This window comes from Paraburkholderia fungorum (genome assembly GCF_900099835.1).
In the GTDB taxonomy this organism is placed as follows: Bacteria; Pseudomonadota; Gammaproteobacteria; order Burkholderiales; family Burkholderiaceae; genus Paraburkholderia; species Paraburkholderia fungorum_A.
Map to the genome: position 1 here is coordinate 3,026,380 of NZ_FNKP01000001.1, position 24,520 is coordinate 3,050,899.

General features: G+C 62.5%; 22 protein-coding genes and 1 tRNA gene. 7 read left to right on the top strand and 16 right to left on the bottom strand.

Translation table 11 applies throughout. The annotated features are described in order from the left end of the window. Positions 1-4 precede the first annotated feature (4 nt). The 13 genes from BLS41_RS13345 to BLS41_RS13405 form a co-directional block, all read right to left on the bottom strand. Positions 5-1,189 carry a beta-ketoacyl-[acyl-carrier-protein] synthase family protein gene (locus BLS41_RS13345; RefSeq protein WP_074765181.1) on the bottom strand — a complete coding sequence of 395 codons (1,185 nt, stop codon included), beginning with the start codon at positions 1,187-1,189 and terminating at the stop codon, positions 5-7. Continuing rightward, positions 1,186-3,639, bottom strand: a complete 2,454-nt coding sequence (locus tag BLS41_RS13350) for an MMPL family transporter (protein WP_074765183.1) — start codon at positions 3,637-3,639, stop codon at positions 1,186-1,188. The genes BLS41_RS13345 and BLS41_RS13350 overlap by 4 nt, the downstream gene beginning before the upstream one ends. Then, positions 3,639-4,319, bottom strand: coding sequence for a LolA family protein (locus tag BLS41_RS13355; RefSeq protein WP_074765185.1), 681 nt, complete (start codon positions 4,317-4,319; stop codon positions 3,639-3,641). The genes BLS41_RS13350 and BLS41_RS13355 overlap by 1 nt, the downstream gene beginning before the upstream one ends. Beyond that, positions 4,307-4,738, bottom strand: a complete 432-nt coding sequence (locus BLS41_RS13360) for an acyl-CoA thioesterase (protein ID WP_074765187.1) — start codon at positions 4,736-4,738, stop codon at positions 4,307-4,309. Before BLS41_RS13360 ends, BLS41_RS13355 begins: the two co-directional genes overlap by 13 nt. Next, on the bottom strand, positions 4,735-6,336 hold the full coding sequence (locus BLS41_RS13365; RefSeq protein ID WP_074765189.1) for an HAL/PAL/TAL family ammonia-lyase: 1,602 nt from the start codon (positions 6,334-6,336) through the stop codon (positions 4,735-4,737). The genes BLS41_RS13360 and BLS41_RS13365 overlap by 4 nt, the downstream gene beginning before the upstream one ends. After that, on the bottom strand, positions 6,323-8,059 hold the full coding sequence (locus BLS41_RS13370) for a glycosyltransferase family 2 protein (protein ID WP_436971981.1): 1,737 nt from the start codon (positions 8,057-8,059) through the stop codon (positions 6,323-6,325). Before BLS41_RS13370 ends, BLS41_RS13365 begins: the two co-directional genes overlap by 14 nt. Next, positions 8,056-9,762 (bottom strand): ApeI family dehydratase, encoded by a 1,707-nt coding sequence (locus BLS41_RS13375; protein ID WP_074765193.1) that lies wholly within the window; start codon positions 9,760-9,762, stop codon positions 8,056-8,058. The genes BLS41_RS13370 and BLS41_RS13375 overlap by 4 nt, the downstream gene beginning before the upstream one ends. Continuing rightward, complete coding sequence (locus BLS41_RS13380; protein WP_074765196.1) at positions 9,759-10,433, bottom strand: COG4648 family protein; 675 nt, start codon at positions 10,431-10,433, stop codon at positions 9,759-9,761. Before BLS41_RS13380 ends, BLS41_RS13375 begins: the two co-directional genes overlap by 4 nt. Continuing rightward, positions 10,433-10,684: an acyl carrier protein gene (locus tag BLS41_RS13385; protein ID WP_074765198.1), complete on the bottom strand. Its 252-nt coding sequence runs from the start codon at positions 10,682-10,684 to the stop codon at positions 10,433-10,435. Before BLS41_RS13385 ends, BLS41_RS13380 begins: the two co-directional genes overlap by 1 nt. Positions 10,685-10,686: 2 nt before the next feature. After that, on the bottom strand, positions 10,687-10,989 hold the full coding sequence (locus BLS41_RS13390) for a phosphopantetheine-binding protein (RefSeq protein ID WP_074765200.1): 303 nt from the start codon (positions 10,987-10,989) through the stop codon (positions 10,687-10,689). Next, on the bottom strand, positions 10,964-11,758 hold the full coding sequence (locus BLS41_RS13395; RefSeq protein WP_074765203.1) for a lysophospholipid acyltransferase family protein: 795 nt from the start codon (positions 11,756-11,758) through the stop codon (positions 10,964-10,966). The genes BLS41_RS13390 and BLS41_RS13395 overlap by 26 nt, the downstream gene beginning before the upstream one ends. Next, complete coding sequence (locus tag BLS41_RS13400; protein WP_074765205.1) at positions 11,742-12,437, bottom strand: beta-ketoacyl synthase chain length factor; 696 nt, start codon at positions 12,435-12,437, stop codon at positions 11,742-11,744. Before BLS41_RS13400 ends, BLS41_RS13395 begins: the two co-directional genes overlap by 17 nt. Before the next feature lie 601 nt (positions 12,438-13,038). After that, on the bottom strand, positions 13,039-13,743 hold the full coding sequence (locus tag BLS41_RS13405) for a DUF4136 domain-containing protein (protein WP_074765207.1): 705 nt from the start codon (positions 13,741-13,743) through the stop codon (positions 13,039-13,041). A gap of 264 nt (positions 13,744-14,007) precedes the next feature. Between BLS41_RS13405 and pepN the strand changes: the two genes are divergently transcribed. The 3 genes from pepN to BLS41_RS13420 all read left to right on the top strand — a co-directional run bounded on the left by pepN (position 14,008) and on the right by BLS41_RS13420 (position 18,180). Beyond that, entirely contained in the window at positions 14,008-16,704 is a 2,697-nt protein-coding gene (gene pepN / locus BLS41_RS13410; RefSeq protein WP_074765209.1) for an aminopeptidase N, read from the top strand. A 318-nt stretch (positions 16,705-17,022) separates the two neighbouring features. Then, the gene (locus BLS41_RS13415) at positions 17,023-18,039 is read left to right on the top strand and encodes a class 1 fructose-bisphosphatase (RefSeq protein ID WP_074765211.1); all 1,017 of its coding nucleotides are present in this window, start codon (positions 17,023-17,025) and stop codon (positions 18,037-18,039) included. Positions 18,040-18,104: 65 nt separating this feature from the next. Beyond that, a tRNA-Thr gene (locus tag BLS41_RS13420) sits at positions 18,105-18,180 on the top strand. Between the two features lie 258 nt (positions 18,181-18,438). Here the strand turns inward: BLS41_RS13420 and BLS41_RS13425 are convergent. After that, complete coding sequence (locus BLS41_RS13425; protein ID WP_083379967.1) at positions 18,439-18,639, bottom strand: hypothetical protein; 201 nt, start codon at positions 18,637-18,639, stop codon at positions 18,439-18,441. Between the two features lie 670 nt (positions 18,640-19,309). Here BLS41_RS13425 and BLS41_RS39015 point away from each other — a divergent pair. Both BLS41_RS39015 and BLS41_RS13430 read left to right on the top strand, forming a co-directional pair. Continuing rightward, complete coding sequence (locus BLS41_RS39015) at positions 19,310-19,459, top strand: hypothetical protein (RefSeq protein WP_042321669.1); 150 nt, start codon at positions 19,310-19,312, stop codon at positions 19,457-19,459. 285 nt (positions 19,460-19,744) lie between these two features. Further along, positions 19,745-20,341 (top strand): chorismate mutase, encoded by a 597-nt coding sequence (locus BLS41_RS13430; RefSeq protein ID WP_074765215.1) that lies wholly within the window; start codon positions 19,745-19,747, stop codon positions 20,339-20,341. 110 nt (positions 20,342-20,451) lie between these two features. Here the strand turns inward: BLS41_RS13430 and BLS41_RS13435 are convergent, their stop codons facing one another. Continuing rightward, the gene (locus BLS41_RS13435; protein ID WP_074765217.1) at positions 20,452-21,606 is read right to left on the bottom strand and encodes an exonuclease domain-containing protein; all 1,155 of its coding nucleotides are present in this window, start codon (positions 21,604-21,606) and stop codon (positions 20,452-20,454) included. A gap of 297 nt (positions 21,607-21,903) precedes the next feature. Further along, positions 21,904-22,224: a cold-shock protein gene (locus tag BLS41_RS40290; RefSeq protein ID WP_436971982.1), complete on the bottom strand. Its 321-nt coding sequence runs from the start codon at positions 22,222-22,224 to the stop codon at positions 21,904-21,906. A gap of 356 nt (positions 22,225-22,580) precedes the next feature. Between BLS41_RS40290 and BLS41_RS13445 the strand changes: the two genes are divergently transcribed. Both BLS41_RS13445 and BLS41_RS13450 read left to right on the top strand, forming a co-directional pair. After that, the gene (locus tag BLS41_RS13445) at positions 22,581-22,829 is read left to right on the top strand and encodes a hypothetical protein (RefSeq protein ID WP_074765219.1); all 249 of its coding nucleotides are present in this window, start codon (positions 22,581-22,583) and stop codon (positions 22,827-22,829) included. Between the two features lie 525 nt (positions 22,830-23,354). Continuing rightward, on the top strand, positions 23,355-24,503 hold the full coding sequence (locus tag BLS41_RS13450) for a porin (RefSeq protein WP_074765221.1): 1,149 nt from the start codon (positions 23,355-23,357) through the stop codon (positions 24,501-24,503). Positions 24,504-24,520: the final 17 nt, after the last annotated feature.

Consider the following 24,520-nt stretch of genomic DNA (forward strand, 5'->3'; position numbering starts at 1 on the left):
AGCGTCACCGGGCGAGGATCAGGCTGGCATTGCTGCCGCCAAAAGCAAACGAATTGCTCATCACGTGTTGCGTGCCGCCATTGCGCGGCAGGAAGCGTTCGCTTTCGACCAGATCCAGCGCAGGCAACGCGGAATCGGCTTCGCCGTCCCACAGATGACGCGGCAACGGCACGTCGTCGCGGGCGAGCGTCAGCCATGCAAAGCCGAGTTCGGTAGCGCCCGCCGCGCCGAGTTGATGCCCGGTCAACGGCTTGGTGCCGCTGGTCGCCACGCCGTCCGGGAACACGCGCGCCATCAGCTTCGCTTCCATGTCGTCGTTCTTGCGCGTCGCGGTCGCGTGCAGATTCACGTACGCCACCGCCGAAGCGCCAATGCCCGCGTCGGCGAGCGCTTCCCGCAACGCGAGTTCGCCGCCCGCGCCTTCCGGGTCCGGCGACGAAATGTGATACGCGTCGCTCGATTCGCCGACGCCCGCGAGCCTCACCGCCGCTTCGTCGCGACTCAGCAGAAAAACCGCTGCCCCTTCGCCGACATTGATCCCGCAACGATTCGCGCTCATCGGATTCGTGCGTGCACTGCTGGTCGATTCGAGCGATGCGAATCCCTGAACCGTCAACTCGCACAACGAATCGACGCCGCCCACCACGACCGCGTCGCACAGTTGCAATTGCAGCAACCGTCGCGCGGACGCGAATGCTTTGGCGCTCGATGTACACGCGGTCGATATCGTGAAAGCGGGCCCCCGCACGCCAAGCGCTGCGGCGGCGAACGGCGCGGCGGTGCCGATTTCCATTTGCCGGTAGTCGAAGTTTCCGGGTAATCGGCCGGCTTGCGCCTGAAGCGTCAACGCGGCTTCCGCAGCCTGAATGCCAGAAGTGCTGGTGCCGAGCACGACGCCGATGCGGTCTGCGCCGTAACGTTCGCGCGCGGCATCGATGGCGGGTGCGATCTGTGCGAGCGCCGCCAGCAGCAGGCGATTGTTGCGGCAATCGTAGTGCGCCAGCGCCGCGGACGGCGCGAGATCCAGCGGCGTGAGCACACTGCCCACATACGCGTCGCCGGTTCGGGTACGCACGGCCCCCATGCCTGGCGAGCGCGTGGCCGCGAGCGCCCGAACGATCTCGCCGACATCGGCGCCAAGCGCATTGATCATGCCGAGCGCATGTAGATAAACCGACGGCGCTTTCATCGCCCTCTCCTTGACTCCACCGGCATGCCGATCGGCGCAAGCAGCACCGACACGGCGATACCGAGCGCGAGCGTCGTGCCGAAACTCTTCAGCGCGGGCATCTCGCTCATGCCGAGCATGCCGAACGACAGCAGCGTGGTCGCCGCCGACAACAGCACGCCGGTCCACACCGCGCCGAGATCGGCGCGTGCACGCAGACAGCCTTCGCGCAGAAACACCGCGTAGTTCGCGCCGACGCCGAGCACGAGCATCAGCGCGAGCCAGTTGAACAGATTGAGCGGCATGCCGAGGTAGCCGAACACCGCGAGCGTGACGCCGACCGCGAGCAGCACCGGCAGCGTCGTGGTGATGCCGCCGCGCAAACGGTCCGCGAGCGAGGCGTCCTTCGATGCGTAGCGCAAGGTCAGCAGCAGCAACACGAGCGCGAGCGCGCCGCCGAGCCACCAGCCGCTATCGACGCGATATTCGCCGAACAGCTTCGACACGCTGGCGGCCTTGTCGACGAACGTGACGCCCGGCAATGCCTGCGCGAGCGCGATCAGCGCGGGCGTGTTGTGCGGCGTCACCCCTTCCGGAATCACGACAGCCGCATACGACTTCGTGATCGAGCCGACCTGGCCGAGCCACAAATGGCGATACGGTTGCGACCACGGCGCGGCCAGCCATCGCCCGATGCTGAGCGGCGGCTGCGGTTGCGTGTACGCGGCGAGCCACGCATCGGCGACATCGTCCTTGAAGCCCGCACGCAGCAGCGTCGCGCGCAACGCGGCGGGGTCGGCGAACACATGCTGCGCGAGCAACTCGCGGTCGCGGCCCTGCTGTTGCGCGGACGGCACGAACTGCGCGACCGACTGATAGCCGCTCAGCCGCTCAGGCGTGCTGTTCAACGCGTCAAGTTTTGCGCCCAGCGCTTCGGCCCGTTGCAGCACGGCTTCCGCCGTGTCGCCGCGCACCACGAAAAACTGCGCGCTGTTGTCGACGCCCACCGCTTCGCGCACCTTGTCTTCCTGCGCGACGAGCGACGGATCGCGCTGGATCAGCAGATGGATATCGTCGTCGCTGGTCAGCCGCAGCCAGCCAGGAATCGCCGCGAGCAGCAACACGGCGGCGACGAGCCACGCGCGCTTTCCGCCGATCACGCGATGCCAGCGCATCAGCAGATGCGCCGAGCGGGCGAACAGACGGCGCGGGCTACGCGTCGGCGCGCGCGTCAGCAACGCGGGCAGCAGCCACAGCACCGAGGCGAACGCGGTCAAGATGCCGACCATCGCGAAACAGGCGATCTGCTTGAGCGCGGGGAACGGCACCCACAACAGGATCGCGTAGCCGAGCAGGCTCGTTATCAACGCGACGCCCAGCGCGGGACGAACGGTTCTCGCACCGTGCCGCGCGTCCCAGTCGCGCCGCGCGCCGAGATAGACGACGAAGTACTGAATCGAATAATCGACCGCTTCGCCGATCAGGCTCGCGCCGAACACCAGCGTCAGCAGATGCAGCTTGCCGAATACCAGCAGCGTCGCCGCGAGTGCGAAAACGATGCCGAGCGCCGTCGATACGAAACCGAGCAATAACAGACGCGGCGAGCGGAACACCGACATCAGCAACAGCGCAATCCCGCACAACGAGGCAATGCCGATCAGATGCACCTCGCGCTCCGATGCGCTGCGCGCCGACTCCGCGTAAAACACCGCGCCGGCTCGCGCAATCGACACGTCGGGGAAGGCTGCGTGCAATGCGCGTTCGCCGTCGCCGACGGCGGCGTGAACCGCGCGTTGAGTGCCGGTTTCGTACGCCGAACCGCGCAGCGTGGAGACGATCAGCACGCTGGTCGCCGCGCCGCGATGCGCAACCAGCAGGTTGTCCTCGACGTCGAGATTCGACGTGGCGAGCGGCAAGCCGCCGAGCCAGTGTTCGAGCCAGCCGAACGGATCGTCGGCGAGCGGCGTGGTCAGGCCGCCGCGCAACGGGTTGTAGAGACGTTGCGCGAGCGTGTCGCCGAGCGTCGCGGACGAGCCGCCTGCGGCGAGCGCCGCGCGGTCGTCGGCCGACAGCAGGCCGAAGCGATACGGCATGTATAAATCGGCGATTTTGGCGAGATCGAATGGCGGTAATTCCGCCGTCACCGAGCTGAACGCGCCGCTGTTGCGCAACGACGCGCCGAGTTGCTTCGCCGCCGCTTTCGCGTGCGCGTCGTCGTTGCTGGTGACGAGCAGCACGGTGCGATCGCCCAGCGCGCTCGCCAGCGTCTCGACCGCTTTTTCGGCGACGGGGTCGGCTTCGGTCTCGGGCAGCAGTGCGAGCAGGTTGGTCTGCAACGGCGACGCTTCGGTGAAACGCCAGCCGCAATACGCTGCGGCGCTCAGCGCGAGCAGCAGCCATACAACGAGTACGCCCCAAATCTGCACCGCGGACCGCTGACCCGGCTCGCTGCGTAAATCCCGCGCGCCCATCAAGGCGCTCCGAGCAGGCTGCGCTCAGCCGGCGTAGGTTCGGCAACGGCCACGCTGTTGATGAAGTCGAGCTTCGTCACGTCGCCGTTTGCGAGCGTGATGCGCAGGCCTTGCAGATAATCGCCACCGTCCATCTCGAGACTTTTGATGGCCTGGGCGATCTGCGGCTGGTTCGGCGTGAGCCGCATGCGCCATTGCGCCGGCGTGCCGTCGGCCTGCACATCGAATTGAGAGTACAGCGCCGACAGATCGCCGCCGAGCATCGCGCGCATCATTTTCGACACCTGCGCGACGCCGCGCGCGCCTTGCGCGCTGCGAGTGCTCACGCGTTGGCCGGCGGCGTTCAACTGCGTGACGCCTGCGTCGGTGATGACGTAGGTGGCTTTGTACGGTGTGTCGATCTGCCAGATCGCGCCGCGTTCGCGAAAGAACAGCAACGCGCCGCTGCTGACGAGCGGCTGTTTCATCGCGGCCAGCGTCTGCGTCTGCGTGAATTGCGCGCGAATGCCCTTCGCCTGCGCGAGATGAGCCGCGATCTGCGACACCAGCGCGGTGTTCCCGGCGGTTGCAGTCGTTGCCGATGCCGATGCCGATGCCGATGCCGACAACGGTAACGCCGCCGCGCCAGCCAACGCGATCGCGAGCACCATCGCCGCGCGCCGCCCATTCACCGTTGCCATACACGCTCCAGCTTGTCGAATACGATGGGCGGCGAGACGAATTGCAGCTCCTGAGTCGCGGCATCGACCGCGACCTGGATCGTGTAACCCTTCGTCAAACGCGTACCCGTTTCGCAATCGACAATTTCATAGCCTATTTTCAGGCGGTTTTCGTGTTCGAGCAGTTGCGTGCGCACGTCGAGCTTCTGACCGTACACGGCCGGCCGCACGTACTTGAGATGCACCTCGACGATCGGCCACACATAGCCCGACGCCTGCATCTCGCGATAGTCGTAGTCGAACGCGCGCAGCAGCGCCGCGCGGCCAATCTCGAAGTACTTCAGGTAATTGCCGTGCCAGCACACGTTCATCGCGTCGACATCGTGGAAGGCCACTTCCACCGGTGCGCTCGCACTCAGCACATTTGACGTCGCGTTCATGCGCGCGCTCCTTTGCGATAGTCGTCGAGCAGTTCGCACGCGGCGATACGCGAAGTCAGCGCGCGCAGGTCGCGTTCCAGCGCGCGGTCTTCGTCGACAAACGGCGACTGCGCGGCCACCCGGTCGATGAATGCCCGCAGCGGCGCGGGCACCGGCGTCGCGCTGTCGATCCGCAACCGCAGCTGCGCGGCCTGCACCGTGGCCAGCGTATGCGCGGCCGCCACCTGCTCAGTCAACTCCAGCACACGCAGACAATCGCGCGCGGCGATCGTGCCCATGCTCACCTTGTCCTGGTTGTGCGACTCGGTCGAGCGCGAAAACACGCTCGCGGGCATGGTGTTTTTCAACGCCTCGGCGGTCCATGCGGACGACGAAATCTGCACCGCCTTGAAGCCATGATTGATCGGCGCGCGTGCAGGCGCGGCGCCCGACAGGTTGCGCGGCAAACCGTTGTTGAAGTTCACGTCGACCAGCAGCGCCAGTTGCCGGTCCATCAGATCGGCGAGATTGGCGACCGCGACTTTCAGCGCGTCCATCGCGAACGCAATGTGGCCGCCGTAGAAGTTGCCGCCGTGCAGCACGCGTTCGTTGTCCGGGTCGATCAACGGGTTGTCGTTCGCGCTGTTCAATTCGTTTTCGACGTCGCGGCGCACCCACGTCAGCGCATCGCGCGCGACTCCGATCACGTGCGGCGCGCAGCGAATCGAATAGCGATCCTGCAGACGATGCCCCGGCGTATCGTCGCGACCGGCGAGATCGTCGCGAATCCATCCGGCCGCTTCGGCCTGGCCTGCGTGCGGCTTCACGTCGAACAAGGTTGCGTCGAAGTGCGCGGCGCGGCCGTCGAGCGCGACGGTCGACAGCGCCGTCAGACGCGCGGCCAGCCGTGTCAGATGATCGGCGCGGGCAAACGCGAGGCACGCGAGGCCGGTCATGACCGCCGTGCCGTTCATCAGCGCGAGACCTTCTTTCGGTGCAAGCGACAGCGGCGCGATGCCGAGTTCGGCCCACACGTCGCGCACGTTGCGCAACGCACCGTCGAACTTCACATCGCGCTCGCCTGCGAGTGCGGCGGCGACATACGACAGCGGCGTCAGATCGCCGCTCGCCCCCACCGAGCCTTCAGACGGAATTTGCGGCAGCACGCGATGATTGATCAGATCGGCCAGCCGTTCGAGCAGCACCGGACGCACGCCGGAGAAACCATAGGCGAGCGAGTTGAGCCGCGCCGCGATCACCGCGAGCGTTTGTGCGTCGTCGAGATACTGACCCATTCCGCAGCCGTGATAACGCGTGAGTTGCAGCGGCAATGCTTCGACCAGTTCCATCGGCACATCGACCACGCACGCGTCGCCGTAGCCGGTATTGACGCCGTACACCGTTGCGCCCGCCGCGAGATGACGGCGCAAAAAATCTGCGCCGCGCTGAATCCGCGCGCGCCATTCGGGATCGGTGTTCAACGCGACCGGTGTGCGCTGCTGCGCAATCGCGACGACCTCTTCGATCGTCAGCTTGCGCGCGCCGAATACGATGGCGGTGCTGTGTGCATCCAGGTTTGCGTGTGCAGCATGCACGTCGATCAGATCATGTTCGGCCATTCGCGCCTCGTTTGGGGCTGGCCCAGAAATCGAAAAAGTTGAACCATTGATAGGGTGCCTTGCGGCAATAGTGTTCGAGGCGTCCCGCGTATCGCTGCGCCCACGTCGCCAGATGGCTGGCGCGCTCGCGGCGCGGCAACTCGATGCGCTCGGCGAACGGCTCGAAATACAGCTTGTAGCCGTCACGCTCTTTCAGACAGAAGAACAGGTAGACCGGACAGCCCAACGCGTGCGCGAGCACGTACGGGCCTTGTGCGAACGGCGCCGTCGCGCCGAGGAACTGCGCGTCGGTGGTGCGGCCGGCTTCGTGCGCGGGCACCCGGTCGCCGACGATCACCAGCAGCTCGCCGGCATCGACGCGCTGCTGCATCAGCATCGCGGTCTCAGGACCGAAGTCGCTGACTTCGAGCAGATGTCGCCTGAATTCGCTATTCGCCGACGCCAGCACGCTATTGAAGCGCCGCGCATGCCCCGTATAGACGACCGCCGTGACCTTCGCGTGCGCGCCTTGCGCGGCGAGTGCGCGGGTCATCTCCAGATTGCCGAGATGCGCGCCGATCACGAGCGCGCCCTTGCCGCTCGCCACGAGCGAATCGAATGCCGAACGGTCTTCGAACGTCACGTCGCCGTCATGGACCCGCCCGGACCACGCGGCGAGTTTGTCGAAGCCCGATTGCGCGAACGCGAGCATGTGCCGGTAGGCGGACCACCAGCCGGGACGCGGAGTCCCGTCCTGCGCGCTGGCCGCGCCGAGATGCCGGAAGTAGTTGCCGGACGCCTCGCGTGCGGCACGGTCCGTCAGCAGAAAATACGCGACGACCGGATGCAGCCAGAGCGCCGTGAAGCGCCGGCCAAACAGCTTGCAACTGAGCGCGAGCAGCGCCATGCCGAGATGGCTGCCGCGTTCCGCGATTCGCCACCAGTCCTGCGCACCGGGCTCATGTCGCGGATGCGCGTCGTCGGCGGGCAACTTGCGGCGCGGCATCAGCTTGTGCGCGAGCAGCATCGGCAACCGCGCCAGCATCCCGCACACAAGCCGCGTGTGGCTGCGGCTGATACGCACGTTGTCCCACAGCACGTCGAAATGCGACACGCCGTCGGCGGCGTAAGTGACGCGCGTCGGAATCGAACGGAACGCTGCGCGCCGCCAGTGCAGGCGCACCAGAATCTCGATGTCGAAGTCCATGCGCGTGGGCAACTGCACCCGGTCGATCAACTCGCAAGCCAGCGCCAGCGGATAAAGGCGAAAGCCGCACATCGAATCGCGGATCGTCAGCGAAAGCGTTTCGATCCACACCCACACGTGCGTCAGATAGCGGCCATAGAGACGCGCTTTCGGCACGCTCTCGTCGTAGACCGGTCGGCCGAGGATCACCGCCGCCGGTTCGGCGCGCGACGCATCGATGAAACGCGGTACGTCGGCGGCATCGTGCTGGCCGTCGGCGTCGATCTGCAACGCGTGCGTGTAGCCCGCGCCGCGAGCCGCGCGCAACCCGGCCATCACCGCCGCGCCCTTGCCGCCGTTCACCGGCAGACGCAGCAGCACGAACTGCCCGGCGTACTGATGTGCGAGCGCGGCGAGCACCTGCTGGGTCGCGTCGTCGCTGCCATCGTCGACGACGAAAATCGGCAGGCCGTGAACCGCCAGATGAGCGACGGTCGCGCCGATCGCGTCCTTGTGGTTGTAAATCGGAATGACGATGCAAGGAGCGAACTTCTTCACACGGGCTCCCGGTAGACGATCACGCCCGACGCACATTCGCGGCCGTCGACGCGATATACGAACTGCACGCGACGACGCGCGGCATCGTGAGCGAGCGTGAGTTTCAGCACGGCTCCCGGCGCGACGGGGGCCATGAACTTCAGCCGATCGACCGACGCGACCGCGCGAACGTCCGGCAGATGATCGACCGCGAGACGCACGGCCCAGTCGACCTGAACCACGCCAGGAAGAATCGGCAGTCCCGGAAAGTGACCGGCGAAATGCACGAGCGAAGGCGGCACGCGCAACTCGTAGTACAGCGTGTCGCCGCTACGCGCTTCAGCCAGCACTTCCATGCCTTCGGCGCGCGCCGCGAATGCCGCCGCGACCGCGCTGGCCGGCAGCTTGCCACGCGCGTCGAATGGCAACGTGAGCCGGAAGCGCCACTGACGCGGCAGCACGACGACATCGAAGAAACCGGCGAGGTGCCGCCGCAAGCCGCGCGCGAACAGCACACGGCCTTCGTCCCGCAACGCTTCGCAGCCCGCTTCGGTCAGCGCCACCAGCGCGCCCACCTGTTCGCGCGATCCGCGTTCGAGCGGCACGACCGCCGCCTGTGCAACATAGGGATGCAGCGCGAGGCGCGTTTCCAGTTCGGTCAGCGACACGCGTTTGCCGCCGAGCTTCAGCACGCGGTCGAGCCGGCCTTGCAGCCGGAAGCGGCCCTCGTCGTCGCAGGCAATCTGATCGTCGGTGCGATACCAGTCGGCGTGACCGAGATGCGGCGAACTCACGCTCAACGCGCCGTCGTCGTCGCGACGCACGTCGATACCGGTCAACGGTTGCCACGCATCGGTCTGATCCTGCCGCCGCCACGCGATACCGCCAGTCTCCGTGCTGCCGTAGATTTCGACCGGCGCGGCGCCGTAACTCGCGGCGTATTGCAACGCGGCGTCGTACGCGAGCGGGCCGCCCGATGAAAAGAACACACGCGGCGCGGGCGTCAACGCGGCGAAGCCTGGCAACGCGGGCCAGCGCGACAGTTGCGCAGGCGTCGATACGACGACGCTCGCTCGCCCATTCCCCTGCCCGATCCGGCTTTGCAGATGCAACGGTTCGAGACTGGTCGAGCGGTCGAATGCACGTCCCGCAGCAAGCGGCCAGAGCACGCGAAACAGCAGGCCGTAAATATGGTGATGCGGCACGCTCGCGAGTATCGTCGCGTCGCCGACCAGCGCACCCCACTGCTTCTCCAGCGTATGCACTTCGGCGTTGAACTGCGCAAGGGTCTTGCGGATCGGCTTCGGACTGCCGCTGCTGCCCGAGGTGTACAGCGTCAACGGAGCTTGCGGGTCGATCGCGTAAGCGCGCGCCGCAATTTCGTCCGTACTCAGGTGCTGTGCAATGGACGCCACGTCCGCATCGGTCAGCATCGCTTCGTAGGCGTGTGCGAGGTCCGCGAGATAACCCGGCGTCGCATTGGCCGGGATTACCGGTTCCTTGCCGCACGCGAGCAGTGCGAACAACGCGCACGCAAAATCGAACGGATCGTCGATACACAGCGCGTAGCGTTGCGCAGGCTGGCTTTGCAGCAGCGCGATCAGCGCAGCGACACGCGCGCGGAATGCGGCGCGGCCCAGCATCGCCTCGCCGTCGAAACAAACAGGGGTATCGGGCAAACCGGCGTCGCCGGTTGCCGACAACAGATCGTGCAGGTCGATCACGGCGCCTCCGAACGCGCCGCTCGCGGCAACACCACAAGATAACGCCAGATAATTTCAGCCACGAGCAACACGCCAATCAGCCCGTAGGCAATCACGCCGTTGTACAAAGCCCAGCTTGCGCGGCTCCAGTACAACGCGGTGTAAGCGGAAAACACGCCGTTCGCTATAAAGAACGCGCACCAGACCTGCGTCACGCGACGCGTATGGCGCACGCCCGCCGGCGGCAGATTGGGATTGCCGAGCCGCGCGAACTTTTCGACCATCGACGGGCCGCGCACGAGGGTCGCGCCAAATGCGATCAGCAAACCGAGATTGACGAGCGACGGATACAGCCGTAGCAACGCCTCGCTGCTCGTTACAACGATCGCCGCCGACGCCACGCTCAGAAGTCCGGCCACAGTCCAGTCGACCGTTGACAGGCGCCGCAGCGAAGCCGCCACGGGTCCGCTGCCGGCCCAACGCTGCAGCCACAACAACGCAAACAGCATGCAGCCGACGAGGCGCGGCGCGTCCCAGCGCCACGCGCACAGGATCAGCACCGGATACGCAAGCTTCAGCAGCACCTGCACGACAGCATTGCCCCAATGACGCCGCTTGCCGGACACGCCCCCGGACCCGGGCGCGCCCGCCTCCGGTTCGCCCGCCGGCATTCGTGAGCGCACTGCCGCCATCAGTCCTGAGCCGCGAGCAGGGATTCGACCGCAGCGATCACGTCGCCGACCGTGCGTACCGATTTGAACTCTTCCGGCTTGATGCGGCGGCCGGTCATTTCCTGCAATTTGATCGCGAGATCGACGGCGTCGATGCTGTCGAGATCGAGGTCTTCGAACAGATGGGCCTCGGGCGTGACACGCTCGGGTTCGATGGCGAAGTTTTCTTCGAAGATCGCGCGGATGCGTTCAAGGATCTCGGTATCGGACATGGTTATTCCCCGTTTTCTTTTGTGGTTTCGTTCACAGCCTGCGCCGCTTCGCGCTGACTCTCGACCAGCGCGGCCAGCGTGCTGATCGAGCGGAAATGTTCGCGCGTGCGTTCGTCGTTGGCTGCGATGGTCAGTTGATATTGTTTGCGCAGCACGATGCCGATCTCGAGCGCGTCGATCGAATCGAGGCCGATACCGTCGGTGTCGAACAACGGCGCATCGTCGTCGATATCGGCCGGGCTCAGGTCTTCGAGATCGAGGGCTTCGATCAGGAGCTGCTTAATTTCGAGTTTTAAAGAATCCATAGTCGAACAGGTGCTGGGTAATGTGGGCTTCAACAGCGTTCGTCACGCTGCGCGCCGCGAGAGCCGGAGTGGTGTCATGCTCGACGAATTGCCCGATGCCGAGCGGCTCGAGCACGTTCACGCGCATCCGGAATGCACGCGCGGGCACGTCGTACCAGCGCATCTGCTTGGTAAAAACTGGTGGATCGCAGTCGATCAGCACCGGCACGATCGGCGCACCGACCTTCAGCGCCATATGCGCGAAGCCGCGCGAGAACGCATGCAGGCGGTTCGGCGCGGGGCTGCGGGTGCCCTCGGGAAAAATGATCATCGTGTAACCGGCGGCCAGTTGCTGCGCGCCGGCCTCGATCAGCTGCGAAGGGTCCGCATTGCTGATGTATTCCGCCGAGCGCACGATCCCCCAGAAACAGGGGTTGCTCCAGTGCGCGTTCTTGACGACGCAACAGGCGCGCGGCGTGAGCGAGAGCAGCACCATCACATCGAGATAGGTTGGATGATTGGCGACCACGATCGACGGACCGTGGGCACGCAGAGCTTTTGCGCCCGCCACGTCGAGTTCCATCACGCCGGCGCAGCGCAACACGGCAACCAGCGCGCGGAAAAACCAGTGGATCACGCCCGCCACCGCGCGCTGGCGCGACGCACGATGCGGCCACGCCCACGCAAGCGGAAACACCAGCATCGAAAACAGCACGCCGCAGATGCCGAACACGATCAGCGCCATCGCGGTCGCGAAGAGGCGCCACAGGTAGTCAAACCGCTCGGTCATGCCAGGTCCAATGCCAGAGGGCGTCAGCACTTCGCCAGCACGCGGGCTGACGGGTGTTCAGACAGTGCAGCAATGCCTCCGCCTGAGTGGCGAAGTGCGTGTGCTGGTCGATGGGATGGGTGTCGTCCGCGTGGCGCACAGAACATTCGATGTCACCGGTCGCCCCTTCCTGATCCAGCAGGATGGCCAGCGCGCCTGCGGCGGCGTCTTCGATTGGGCCGTATGCCGGATCGGCCGGCTCATCGGCATAGACGAGCAATACCGGCGAGCCCGGTTGCGTCGTGTATTGCGCGTGCGCTTCCAGTAACGCATAGCCGAGCGTTTGCGGACCGGCCGACATGGCACTCGCTGCACAGCGATCGCCGCGAGCAATGCCGAATATGCCCGTCATCGCGTTCAGCACCGACAGGCTGAATGCCGTCGGCGATACCGGCTCGGCCGCAGTCATGCTGTGCAGAATCTCGGTGGTGCGGCGCAATTCGCCGTGACGCGAAGCGAACACGACGCGCGCGGGTTCCTGTGCGACGCAATCGTGCGCGACCTTTAACGCGGCTTTGGACAGCGTGCTCAGCCGACGCCGCACCATTGGCTCGATAAAGCCAATCGCGGGAGCGACAGATGCGGTTGCCGGCCAGCTAGACCAACGACCGACTGGAATGGTCCAGTTCAGATCGGGCATTTGGATGTGTGCGTGGAAACGGAGAGAAGCCCTGGCGGGTGACGGAATCAGCAGCCGTCACGTCGTGCGACGCGGAAGTCTTCAGGGGGCAATCCAGTGTTGTCCAGTCTTGTTATAAGGAGCTCAACGAATTAACGGCAGCTGGCTGGAATTATTTAGACCGATTTTGATTGATCGGGCCTGTTTGCTCAGCGGGCCGAATCATACTGAATATTCGAGGTTAAATCAGCCGTCTAGAGTTATCTCTTTATAAACGTGTCGTCAGCGCTACGTTTTATGCAAAACAACATAGACGCGTAAATATGCAATCTGAATCGTTTGCGCGAATGGTGGAATGAGTGGAACGTGTTCGCGATTCAGGATGACGACTGTTTGGTCCGTCGTCCGCCGGGCAAACGCTTGCCCGGCATCGCGGCGCTTCTGTTCGCGATGCCGGCCGCGAAGGCTTGCTTTGGGATTGGAGTTTGACGGGTCTTCACGCTATGTCCTTAGCGCGCTCATCGTTATCTTGATCCATAAAAAAGGCCCGGCAGAAACACCTGCCGGGCCTTTTGCCTGTTGCGCCGTAGCGCGTATTGATCAGCGGATCAGAGGCACCACTCTACTGCGCGGCATTCGCTCCCGACGCCGCGGCCGGAGCCGAAGCCGGCACCGCACCCGCCGCCGCCATTTCATTCGCCGGTGCAGGGCCACCGCCCGTACCCAACGGAATCTTCACCGTATGCACCGCGCCGTTGCCGAGCGGGAAATCGGCGAACGCACTGCGCGCCAGATACGGCATCGCCCTGACCAGTGACGACTCCGCGCCGGAATTGCGCGCGGTCACGTTATAAACCTCCTTGCCGCTGACACGCTCAGTAATGCGCACGCCCAGCAGGTGCGTGAAGATCGGATAGCTCTGATTCACGTAAGCGGTCGGAAACGGGCCCCACGGACCCCACGGGTCGAACGGCCGTCCCCAGTAAGGCGACGGCCACGGGTTGTAGTACACCGGCTCCGCAACCGTCACCATGTCCGAGCGGATGCCATAAGACAGCCCGACCAGATACCGCGCCTGATCGCTGTCGACTTCGCGGAACGAGTGCACCGCCAGTTCACCCGCAACGATGCGCTCGTACGTGCTGAGTTCGAGATTGCTCTGCTGACCCGGCGCCCGCGTGAATGCAAAGGTGCGGTTCGCGTCGCCGCTCGCCCAGTCGGAGAATGCGGTGACCTGGGTGGTCACGTATGTCGTGCAGCCGGACAGCAGCACCGTCAACGTCGCCAGCAGCAGCGTCGCGCGACGGGTCCATCGATTGATATTCATGGTCTACCTCGTAAGGCCTTGAGTTTGCTTCTGGATTGTGCGCATTGCGCCCGTCATCACCCGATTTCAACGACGCGCCGGCCTTTTTTATTCCAACCGCGCGTCGATCGTTATTCCACGCGCGCGCCGATATTACGCTGACCTGGCGAGCCGGTAAAAAGTTCGCTCCGCACGATTCCCGGAGGCTTTGTACAATGGCTCGACAAGCCCGGCTCACGTGCCCTTGCGCGCCTGACCGCTCGAGTTCCTACCCTACAGAATGCCATGGCCGATACCGCAACGCCCAATGTGATCCGCCGCGCCGATTACGCGCCGCCCGCCTTCCTGATCGACACCGTCGCCCTCGAGTTCGATCTGGTCCCCGACCGTACGGTTGTCAGGAATACGATGCGCGTGCGCCGCAATCCGGACGCATCGCGCGCGCTGCATCTGGAGCTGATGGGCGAACAGCTGGAGTTCGTCAGCGCCGAGATCGACGGCCAGCCGTTCGCGAACGCGCATGCGCACGACCACGGCCTGCTGCTCGACAACGTGCCGGATAACTTCGAACTGACGCTCACCAGCATCTGCAATCCGGCCGCGAATACCACGCTGTCCGGCCTGTATGTGTCGGGCGGCAACTTCTTTACCCAGTGCGAAGCCGAGGGCTTTCGCCGCATCACCTACTTCCTCGACCGCCCGGACGTGATGGCGACCTTCACGGTCACGCTGCGCGCGAGCAAGGCCGATTACCCGGTGCTGCTGTCGAACGGCAATCTGCTCGAAGAAGGCGAGTTGCCGGACGGCCGCCACTTCGCGCGCTGGGAAGACCCGTTCCGCAAACCGAGTTATCTGTTCGCGCTGGTCGCGGGCAAGCTGGTCGCGCTCGAAGAACGCGTGAGGAGCGGCTCGGGCAAGGAAAAGCTGTTGCAGGTGTGGGTCGAACCGCACGATCTCGACAAGACCCGTCACGCGATGGACTCGCTGATCAACTCGATCCGCTGGGACGAAGAACGTTTCGGGCTCGAACTCGATCTGGACCGCTTCATGATCGTCGCGGTGAGCGACTTCAACATGGGCGCGATGGAAAACAAGGGGCTCAACATCTTCAACACGAAGTACGTGCTGGCGAACCCCGAAACCGCGACCGACACCGACTTCGCGAACATCGAGGCGGTGGTCGGCCACGAGTATTTCCACAACTGGACCGGCAACCGCGTGACCTGCCGCGACTGGTTCCAGCTAAGCCTGAAAGAAGGCCTGACGGTGTTCCGCGACCAGGAGTTCTCGGCGGACATGGCGGGCGGCGCCACCGACGAAGCCGCCCGTGCCACCAAGCGTATCGAAGACGTGCGCGTGCTGCGCCAGATGCAGTTCGCCGAAGACGCGGGTCCGATGGCGCACCCGGTGCGTCCGGAAAGCTACGTCGAGATCAACAACTTTTACACGATGACGGTCTACGAGAAAGGCTCGGAAGTCGTGCGGATGTATCAGACGCTGTTCGGCCGCGACGGCTTCCGCAAAGGCATGGACCTGTACTTCAAGCGGCACGACGGCCAGGCAGTGACCTGCGACGATTTCCGTCACGCGCTCGCCGACGCAAACGGCCGCGATCTCGCGCAGTTCGAGCGCTGGTATAGCCAGGCCGGCACGCCGCGCGTGTCCGTGCGTACCCGTTACGACGCCGCGCAGCAGCGCTACAGTGTGACGCTGCGCCAGGGTTACGGCGACGCCGCACCGGCCGCCCGCGAAACGCAAAAGGGTCCGCTGCTGATTCCGTTCGCGATCGGCCTGATCGGCAAGGACGGTCTGGATCTGCCGCTGCAACTGGAAGGCGAAGCGAAGGCGTCGGCGGCGACCACGCGCGTGCTGGAGTTCACGCAGACCGAACAGACCTTCACGTTCGTCAACGTCGCGCAGGAACCGCTGCCGTCGCTGCTGCGCAATTTCTCGGCACCGGTGATCGTCGAGTACGACTATTCGGCCGATCAACTCGCGTTCCTGCTCGCGCATGACAGCGATCCGTTCAACCGCTGGGAAGCCGGTCAGCGCCTCGCCACGCGCGAGTTGCTGACGCTGGCCGAGCGCGCTGCTACGGGCGCCGCGCTGCAACTTGACGACTCGGTGGTGGCCGCGTTCGCGCGTGTGCTCACCGACGAATCGTTGTCGCCGTCGTTCCGCGAACTCGCGTTGATGCTGCCTTCCGAAGCGTATCTGGCCGAGCAGATGGGCGAATCGAATCCGGCCGCCGTGCACGCGGCTCGCCAGTTCGTGCGCAAACGTCTCGCCAACGCGCTCAAGAACGACTGGCTGAAGGTGTACGAACAGCACCGCACGCCGGGCGCGTACGAAGCAACGCCCGAAGCTTCCGGCCATCGCGCGCTGAAAAATCTCGCGCTCTCGTATCTTGCGGAACTGGACGATCCGGCCGAAGCTGTGCGCCTCGCGTCCGCGCAATACGACGCCGCGAACAACATGACCGACCGTGCAGCAGCGCTCTCCGCGCTGCTCAACGCGGCCGCAGCCAAGGGCGGCAGCACCGAAGCGCAGCAGGCACTGGACGATTTCTACCAGCGCTTCGAAAAGGAACCGCTCGTGATCGACAAGTGGTTCGCGTTGCAGGCCACGCAGCGCGGCAGCGCGCAGCGTCCGGTGATCGATATCGTGCGCAAGCTGATGGCGCATCCGGCGTTCAATCTGAAAAATCCCAATCGCGCACGCTCGCTGATTTTCAGCTTCTGCGCGGCGAATCCCGCGCAATTCCACGCTGAAGATGGTTCGGGGTATGCGTTCTGGGCCGATCAGGTGATTGCGCTCGATGCGATCAATCCGCAAGTGGCTGCACGACTCGCCCGCTCGCTCGAATTGTGGCGCCGCTTCACGCCGGCTTTGCGCGACGGCATGCGCGCGGCGCTGGAGAAAGTGGCCGCGCAGGTGAAATCGCGCGACGTGCGCGAAATCGTCGAGAAGGCGCTGGCGTAAAGCCTTCTACAAATAGCAGTCGCTTCGAAAGGCCGGCACGGGTTGCCGGCTTTTTTTCGTTCCGAAGTCGTGAATATCGCTGCGCGCGCGGCCTGCACAACGGCTGCGCGTTAGCCGTCTGGCCGACTATTCGAACCACGCAGCGGGCGATGGAACATCCGTATCAATGCGCCGCAAAGCCTGAGCGGCGGGCGTAATTTTGCCGTGCCATGCTGAGCACGGAGCCATCGTCACGTGAGGTTCGTACTCAAAAGCACGGGCCCGACACACGCAGCGGTTAAAATCGACTCATTCCTCTAGCCTTCCCGGAGTACAGCAATGGCTTTGCAACGTCGTACCACTCTCTCGAAGTACCTGATCGAACAGCAGCGCGAGACCAATAACCTGCCGGCCGACCTGCGCCTGCTGATCGAAGTCGTCGCGCGTGCGTGCAAGGCGATCAGCTATCACGTCAGCAAGGGCGCACTCGGCGACGCGCTCGGCACGGCGGGTAGCGAGAATGTCCAGGGTGAAGTGCAGAAGAAGCTCGACATTCTGTCGAACGAAATCCTGCTCGAAGCGAACGAATGGGGCGGCAACCTGGCCGGCATGGCGTCCGAGGAAATGGAACAGTTCTTCCCGATCCCAGCGAACTATCCGAAGGGCGAATACCTGCTGGTGTTCGATCCGCTCGACGGCTCGTCGAACATCGACGTCAACGTGTCGATCGGCACGATCTTCTCGGTGCTGCGCTGCCCGGACGGCCAGCAGCCCACCGAGCAATCGTTCCTGCAACCCGGCACGCAGCAGGTTGCAGCGGGTTATGCGGTGTATGGTCCGCAAACCGTGCTCGTGCTGACCACCGGCAACGGCGTGAACTGCTTCACGCTCGACCGCGAACTCGGCTCGTGGGTGCTCACGCAAAGCGACATGCGCATTCCGGTCGAAACGCGTGAGTACGCGATCAACGCGTCGAACGAGCGCCACTGGTATCCGCCGGTCGAGCAATACGTCGACGAACTGAAGGCAGGCAAGGAAGGCGCGCGTCAGAGCGATTTCAACATGCGCTGGATCGCCTCGATGGTCGCCGACGTGCATCGCATTCTGAATCGCGGCGGCATCTTCATGTATCCCGCCGACAAGCGCACGCCGGACAAGCCGGGCAAGCTGCGTCTGATGTACGAGGCGAATCCGATGGCATTTATCGTCGAGCAGGCAGGCGGTGCTGCGACCAACGGCGAAAAACGCATTCTCGACATCCAGCCGAAGAGCCTGCACGAGCGTGTTGCGGTCTTCCTTGGCTCGAAGAATGAGGTCGATCGCGTGACCCGATATCACCTCGAAGCAAAAAAATGAAAAAAGTGAGCGAGAGGGGCTTGCCAAGCCGGTAAAGAAGTCCCTATAATCTCGTTTCTCCTGATGCCGGAATAGCTCAGACGGTAGAGCAGCGCATTCGTAATGCGAAGGTCGGGGGTTCGATTCCTCTTTCCGGCACCACAAGATTCAAGCAAAAAGCCCAGTCCTCGTGACTGGGCTTTTTGTTTTTCTGCTTCGGATTGCACGGGGAAGATCCACGCTGTTTTTCCCGAGGCACGTCACGCCAACAACAGCACTCTCTGTCGAGCCCTACCGAGGCAAAGCGTCGGCCGGAAACTTCAAACTTTCACGCGCAGCGACAGCACTCATCAATACGCATACCCTGATACTCGCGCCGCACGAGGCCGGACACGGCCAGCGAAACGCAGACCACCCCACTCAACCCTGGCGGTCAAACCGATCGTAGGCCGGCGTCATCACGAGATTGCGAGCCACGACTGACTCTTCTCCCACCATCGGCTTAGGTCGAGGCGCGGAATACTCGGCAATCGCTTCTTGCGGCGCCGACGAAAACCATGAAATCCGGCCCGCACATTCAATTCCGACCTGACGTCCTTTCCAATAGACGGCGTTTTCCATAGCAATCTCCGTGAGCGGCGAAATTGACATCTTGGCCTCGCGCGCAGCGCCTGTTAGTTAGCCAATGCACGTAACGCGACAGATCACCGCTTCCAGCTTAGGTGGCAATTACCTTGCCGACCTGTTTGTCATCCATTGACGAGGTTTTGGCATAAAACCACGAGCTCCCTCTTTCGCTCCAATTCAAAACAAACTCACAAGTTAGTTAATTCGCGCTAAAAATCTTTAAAAAGTGTTCGGACCCGTCAACGAATTCTGCAAATGGATCGTTTACGAAAGAATCGCGGTCGAAACTCATCAGCCGAGCTGAACGGTAAATAACGAACGTTCAGTCAGTTATGAGGGAAATTCTGCCGATGCCGCATTGCATCAATAGCAGCATGATTTATTCACATGAGACGATGTGATGCGCATGGGGTTTGAGCAACACGGGTCAATTGACTGGATAGCCCACGGGGCAAGGCTGGGAAGGAAACAGCGAGGGAATTGAAGCGATTTGATTTGCCCGGAAGAAAACCGCGCAGCTGCAGCAAGACGATAAATTTTATTCAAACACTCTGTTGAAGTGTTGTCTTGTGCCGTTAAAGCAACAGAGAAGATACGACGCACATCGGACACTGGTGCGAAGTGGGGACTGAGGCCGATAATCGGTTTGTAAAGGAGAAAGATCATGGATGCCAAACCAACGAAGATTCCGACCCCGGATAAAGTCTTTTGCCCGGATCCGGAACCCGCTGGCGTCGAGTTTCTGGGTGCCGAACTGCCGGAGCACGTTCGCGCATTTTTCGACGAACAACGTAAATCGTGTGATTCGAAGTAATTGCGCGGTGGCGCGATGCAGCATCGCGGTCCGTACGTCGAGCGTGCGGTGACTGTACGCGCCCTATTGCGCAGTTTTACGTCCACATCATGACGCTGAATCGGCTCGTCTGATTCCAGCAACCCTTTGGCGCGCACTCGCGCTTCTGATTTTGCTCGGCTGAAAACCGCCGTGCCGTCGACGCCCCCGTCTGCCAACTTTCGTTTAACTAAAACGTTCTGACGGCCGGCATCATTTATCCTTCCTGTTTTCGTCTGCGGTCGCCCCCGGCCTCCCTCAATCTCCATGAACCGATCGTTTCGCCTCGGCGCATCATGCGCGCTCGCGTTAGCCGCCTGTGTTGCACTCGCGCCCGCCCCCGCTGTCGCCGATGGCGACGACACCGCGCTCACCAATCTGATCGCACTGGCTTCGCAGCGCCTCGCGCTCGCGGAACCGGTGGCTCGCTGGAAATGGGCCAACCATCAGGCGATCACCGATACACCGCGCGAAAATGCGCTGCTCGCCGATGTGGAAAAACGCGCCGTGGCCGCCAATGTCGATCCAGCTTTCGCGCGAGCGTTCTTCCAGGACCAGATCGACGCCAGCAAGGACGTACAGAATGCGCTCTTTGCCACATGGCGCAACGGGCAGCCCCCGCAAGGACCCGCTCCCGACCTCGCCACCAGCACCCGCCCGCAACTGGACCGGCTGACGCAATCCCTCGTCGCCGGCCTCGCGCGCGTGCAGCCGATTCGCGCGACGGAAGATTGTCCGTCGCGTGTCGCTCAATCGCTTGCTAGCTGGAAATCGCTGACGCGTTACGACTCGACTCATTCGAGCGCGTTGAACCACGCGTTGGGGCACGTCTGCGAAACGGGTGGTGTCGGCGCGACCGGTTGATCCCGGCTGCGCATGAAACGAAGCGGCGCGGCGTTTGGGGCGAATTACTTGCCTCAAACGCCGCGCCACGAATTGAAAAAATTGCGTCGGCCTTAAACCGGCGACGACAATCAGTCGAGACTCGACAACGCCGGTGCGACACTCGTCACGCTAAGCGGCATCACGCGCAGTCCGCGCGCCAGATGACTCTGCAAGAGCCGATACGTCGATAGTTCGAACGGCCCCGCGATACTCGTCGCGTGCAACTCGGTCGCCTGATCCAGCGACGACGCGTGCCCCACGTACCGCCAACGGTCGACGACATGGAAAGTCCGTGCCTGCGACGCCTCCTCTCGCTCCTCGAAAACGATCGGTCCCTGGAACGGCCACGGCGCATCGGTGGGATCGCTCTTGGCGACACGCGGCACCCGGTTATGGCCAGGACGCAACGTCGCGATCCACTGCGCCTCGACCAGCATCGCGCCCAATTCGCCACCGGTCGCACGCCACTCGACCCGCCGCACCTGCTGCGCCAGCCGGATGTCCTTCGACGAACGCCGCTCGCCGGTCAGATGCGAACGCAGCCGCTGCCGCACGCGCACACTTCGCCCGACATACAGCGGCGCGTCCTCCTCGCCATAAAACGCATAGACGCCGCAGCCGGCCGGCGCGGTGTCGAGCAGATCTTCCGTGATATCGCCGGCAAGCCGGTAACGCCGTGTGGTGCGCTCGATTTGCGCGCGCAGCACGTCGATCGGCACAAGGCCATGCAGACGTTGCCAGAATTGCCAGATCAGATCGGCGTCGGCCAGTGCGCGGTGACGGTCAGACGGCACGAGCGCATGACGCTCCATCAGCGCGTCCAGTCCGTGACGTTTTTCAGCAGGAAACAGCGCACGCGACAGACGTACGGTGCAGAGCACGTCAGGATCGAACGCGATCCCGGCGCGGCGAAATTCGCCACGCAGAAAACCCCGGTCGAAGCTGGCGTTGTGCGCAATGAACAGCTTGCCGTTCAGTCGCTCGAACAGTGCGGGCGCGATGGCCTCGAACGTGGGCGCGCCGCGCACCATTGCATTCGTGATGCCGGTGAGTTGCTGGATGAACGACGGGATGGGCTGCTGCGGGTCGACCAGGCTACTCCAGCGCGACACACCGGCCGGCCCTACTTCGACGACACCGACTTCGGTGATGCGATGCTCGCTGGTGGAACCGCCAGTGGTTTCGAGATCGACGAAGACAATAGGTACATCCAGGGCCGGTTCCGGCAAAAGCTGTTCAGACATGAAAGGGATACTTTAGACGCGTGACTTGGCAGCAAGTATGCACCAGTTGGCCACGGCTTACCCGGATTACATAGCTCTGAGCGGTGAGATTGATGCACGAAACCGGTATTGGCGGGCGACTCACCGTTCGCCAGTTAATCGGGGTTTATTATCTTTTGACGCAGGCGGATAAAATCTGGACACAATCGGCTTGTGCGATTTATTTTTCAACCAAAGAACTTCAGGTTGGATAATTACGCAAACCACTTTTAACGAAAGCCTGCTGAAAAAAACCTTCGCCTCGTAGAAATAGCCTCCTCACACCCTGCTCGTACCCCACCCGCGTGCGGCTTCGCGCTTTGACAGCGGCTGAATATTCGCTGCCTGCTTGCTCTTGGAACTGGCCCTGAGGTCGAAGGAAACGCGCTGGCTTTCCTTCCGCGATTTAACGCTTTCTGCCCGAATTCCCGAGAAGTGCGCGAACAGGTCGTCGTCGCCCCGAATCGGAGGCAATGAAGCCAAAGTCCTTAGCATCGTTGCACTACTTGACGATAACCGGTTCCATTTCCAATTATCCCTTGATGATCTATCAAAATCGGGGGCGTCATCAGGCCAGATAATTCTTTTGCTTTGCTTCATGATCTATGGAGACTCGACGGTTTAAACACACCGGAATGGGCAACTAAAACTTTGCTTCACCATTATATGGAGATCCGATAATCTCCTTCAACTGAATTTCAATCTTCACGTAGCAGACTTGATGCCAATGCAATGCGAATCGCACCCTAAAATAATATTAACTAACTGGCGAATACCACTCAGGTCATTGTTACTTGAATTGCTTTAGTTCACGCCGAGTGACGGAAATAATTTCGGCCATCCCAATAAAATGTAACAAAATATGTTTTTAGTAAGTGTTTTTCCGACTGGTGACGCCGCATTCACGTCGGCATGATTGGAAGCGTAATGGTAGTAACGAGTATGAGGAGATTGCCATGCTGCTTACCGAAATTCGCCGCCTCGTCACCTGGCTCACTCAATCGCACACGAAGACGGCTGCCTCCAGCGCTTCGTCAACGGCGGAAACATCGTCTGCTTTCGAATTCGATCCGATGTGGCACGGGGATCATTGGAAAAACCTGCTGTCGTCGCCAATGGACGCGCGTCGCTACGTGATGGAAGACTGGAGCCTCCCCGCATCGGAAGACTGGACCGATGTCGACGGCACAGCGCCCGCGCACTGACGTTCGTCACTAACGCCGAAAATGGACCAAAAAAAGCGCGACGATGAAGTCGCGCTGACAAAGGTTTGGAGATCTTTTTCGTCAACGAAAAAGTCTGCTTCGAAAAGCAGAACTTTCAGTATAGCCGCCCGACGAATTTCCATTATTCACACAATTAACAAGCATCTATTGCAGCATTAACAACAATCGCCTTTTTGATTTAATTGCGTTGCTTTTTCGCATCGGTTAGTGTCGCAAATGAGCAACGCGCCTCAAATCTCCTCTGCTTTTCTTTCCTTCAAAATCGCTGCACGCCTTTATTTATAAGGGCCGCGCGGATTTTATCCATAATTTCCAATCACGTAATACTTTATTGCGGAAATCGGAATGCCCGTTTCGCGGAGTGTCTCTTTACACTCTGCTTAACCGGAAACCGACGCGCTTACTGATCGGCGCGATTCAAATACGAGTCCATCTCTCGCGAGCACCCGCCTCAAGGTTTCCCAAAGCCAGGTTCAGTATCTCTATCGTTCTCGGAGTTACGAAATGAAGAAGACACTCATGGTCGCGGCCCTTGCGGGCGTTTTTGCATCCGCTGCGCAGGCTCAAAGCAGCGTGACGTTATACGGCCTGATCGACGCCGGCATCACTTACACAAATAATCAGCAAGGCCACAGCAACTGGCAGATGACCAGCGGCCAGGTCAACGGCAGCCGGTTCGGTCTGCGTGGTTCTGAAGATCTGGGCGGCGGCCTGAAGGCGATTTTCACGTTGGAAAACGGCTTCAGCATCGCTAACGGCACCCTCGGGCAAAACGGTCGCCTGTTCGGGCGGCAAGCGTTTGTCGGGCTGTCGAGTTCCGATTTCGGCTCTGTGACCCTCGGTCGCCAATATGACAGCATGGTCGACTACGTCGGCCCGCTGACGCTGACAGGCACCCAGTACGGCGGCACGCAGTTCGCGCACCCGTTCGACAACGACAACCTGAACAACTCGTTCCGCATCAATAACTCGGTCAAATATCAGAGCGCCAACTATGGCGGCCTCCAGTTCGGCGCGTTGTACGGCTTCTCGAATCAGGCCGACGGCTTTGCCAACAACCGCGCGTACAGTGCGGGCGTGTCGTACAACTGGGGCGGCCTGAACCTCGCCGGCGCTTACATGCAACTGAACAGCAACGGCGCCGCCAGCGCCGCAGCGGCGTTCAACTCGGGTGGTGCGGTCAACGGCGACAACACGTTCTTCGCCGGCCGCCAGCAAACGTGGGGCGCGGGCGCGAACTACGCGATTGGGCCGGCTACTCTCGGCCTCGTCTATTCGCAGACGAACCTGGGCAGCCTCGTAGGCATCGGCGCGGGGGCGTCGGGTGAATCGGGCGGGATTGGCTTTCCCAGCAACAGCGCGCGCTTCCAGAATTTTGAAGCCAACGCGCGCTACTCTTTGACGCCAGCGGTCAGCATCGCGGGCGCCTACACCTACACCCGCGGAAGCCTGGCCGGCACGAGTCCGCACTGGAACCAGTTCAATCTGCAAACGGCCTACGCGCTGTCCAAGCGGACGGACGTGTATCTGCAAGGCGTCTATCAGCAAACCAACGAGGGCGCGATTGTCGACGCCAATATCAATGGCCTCGGCTCCGCGTCGAGCAGCAACAAACAGATTGCCGTGACTGCAGGTCTGCGTCACCGCTTCTAAAAACCCGCGAGACAACT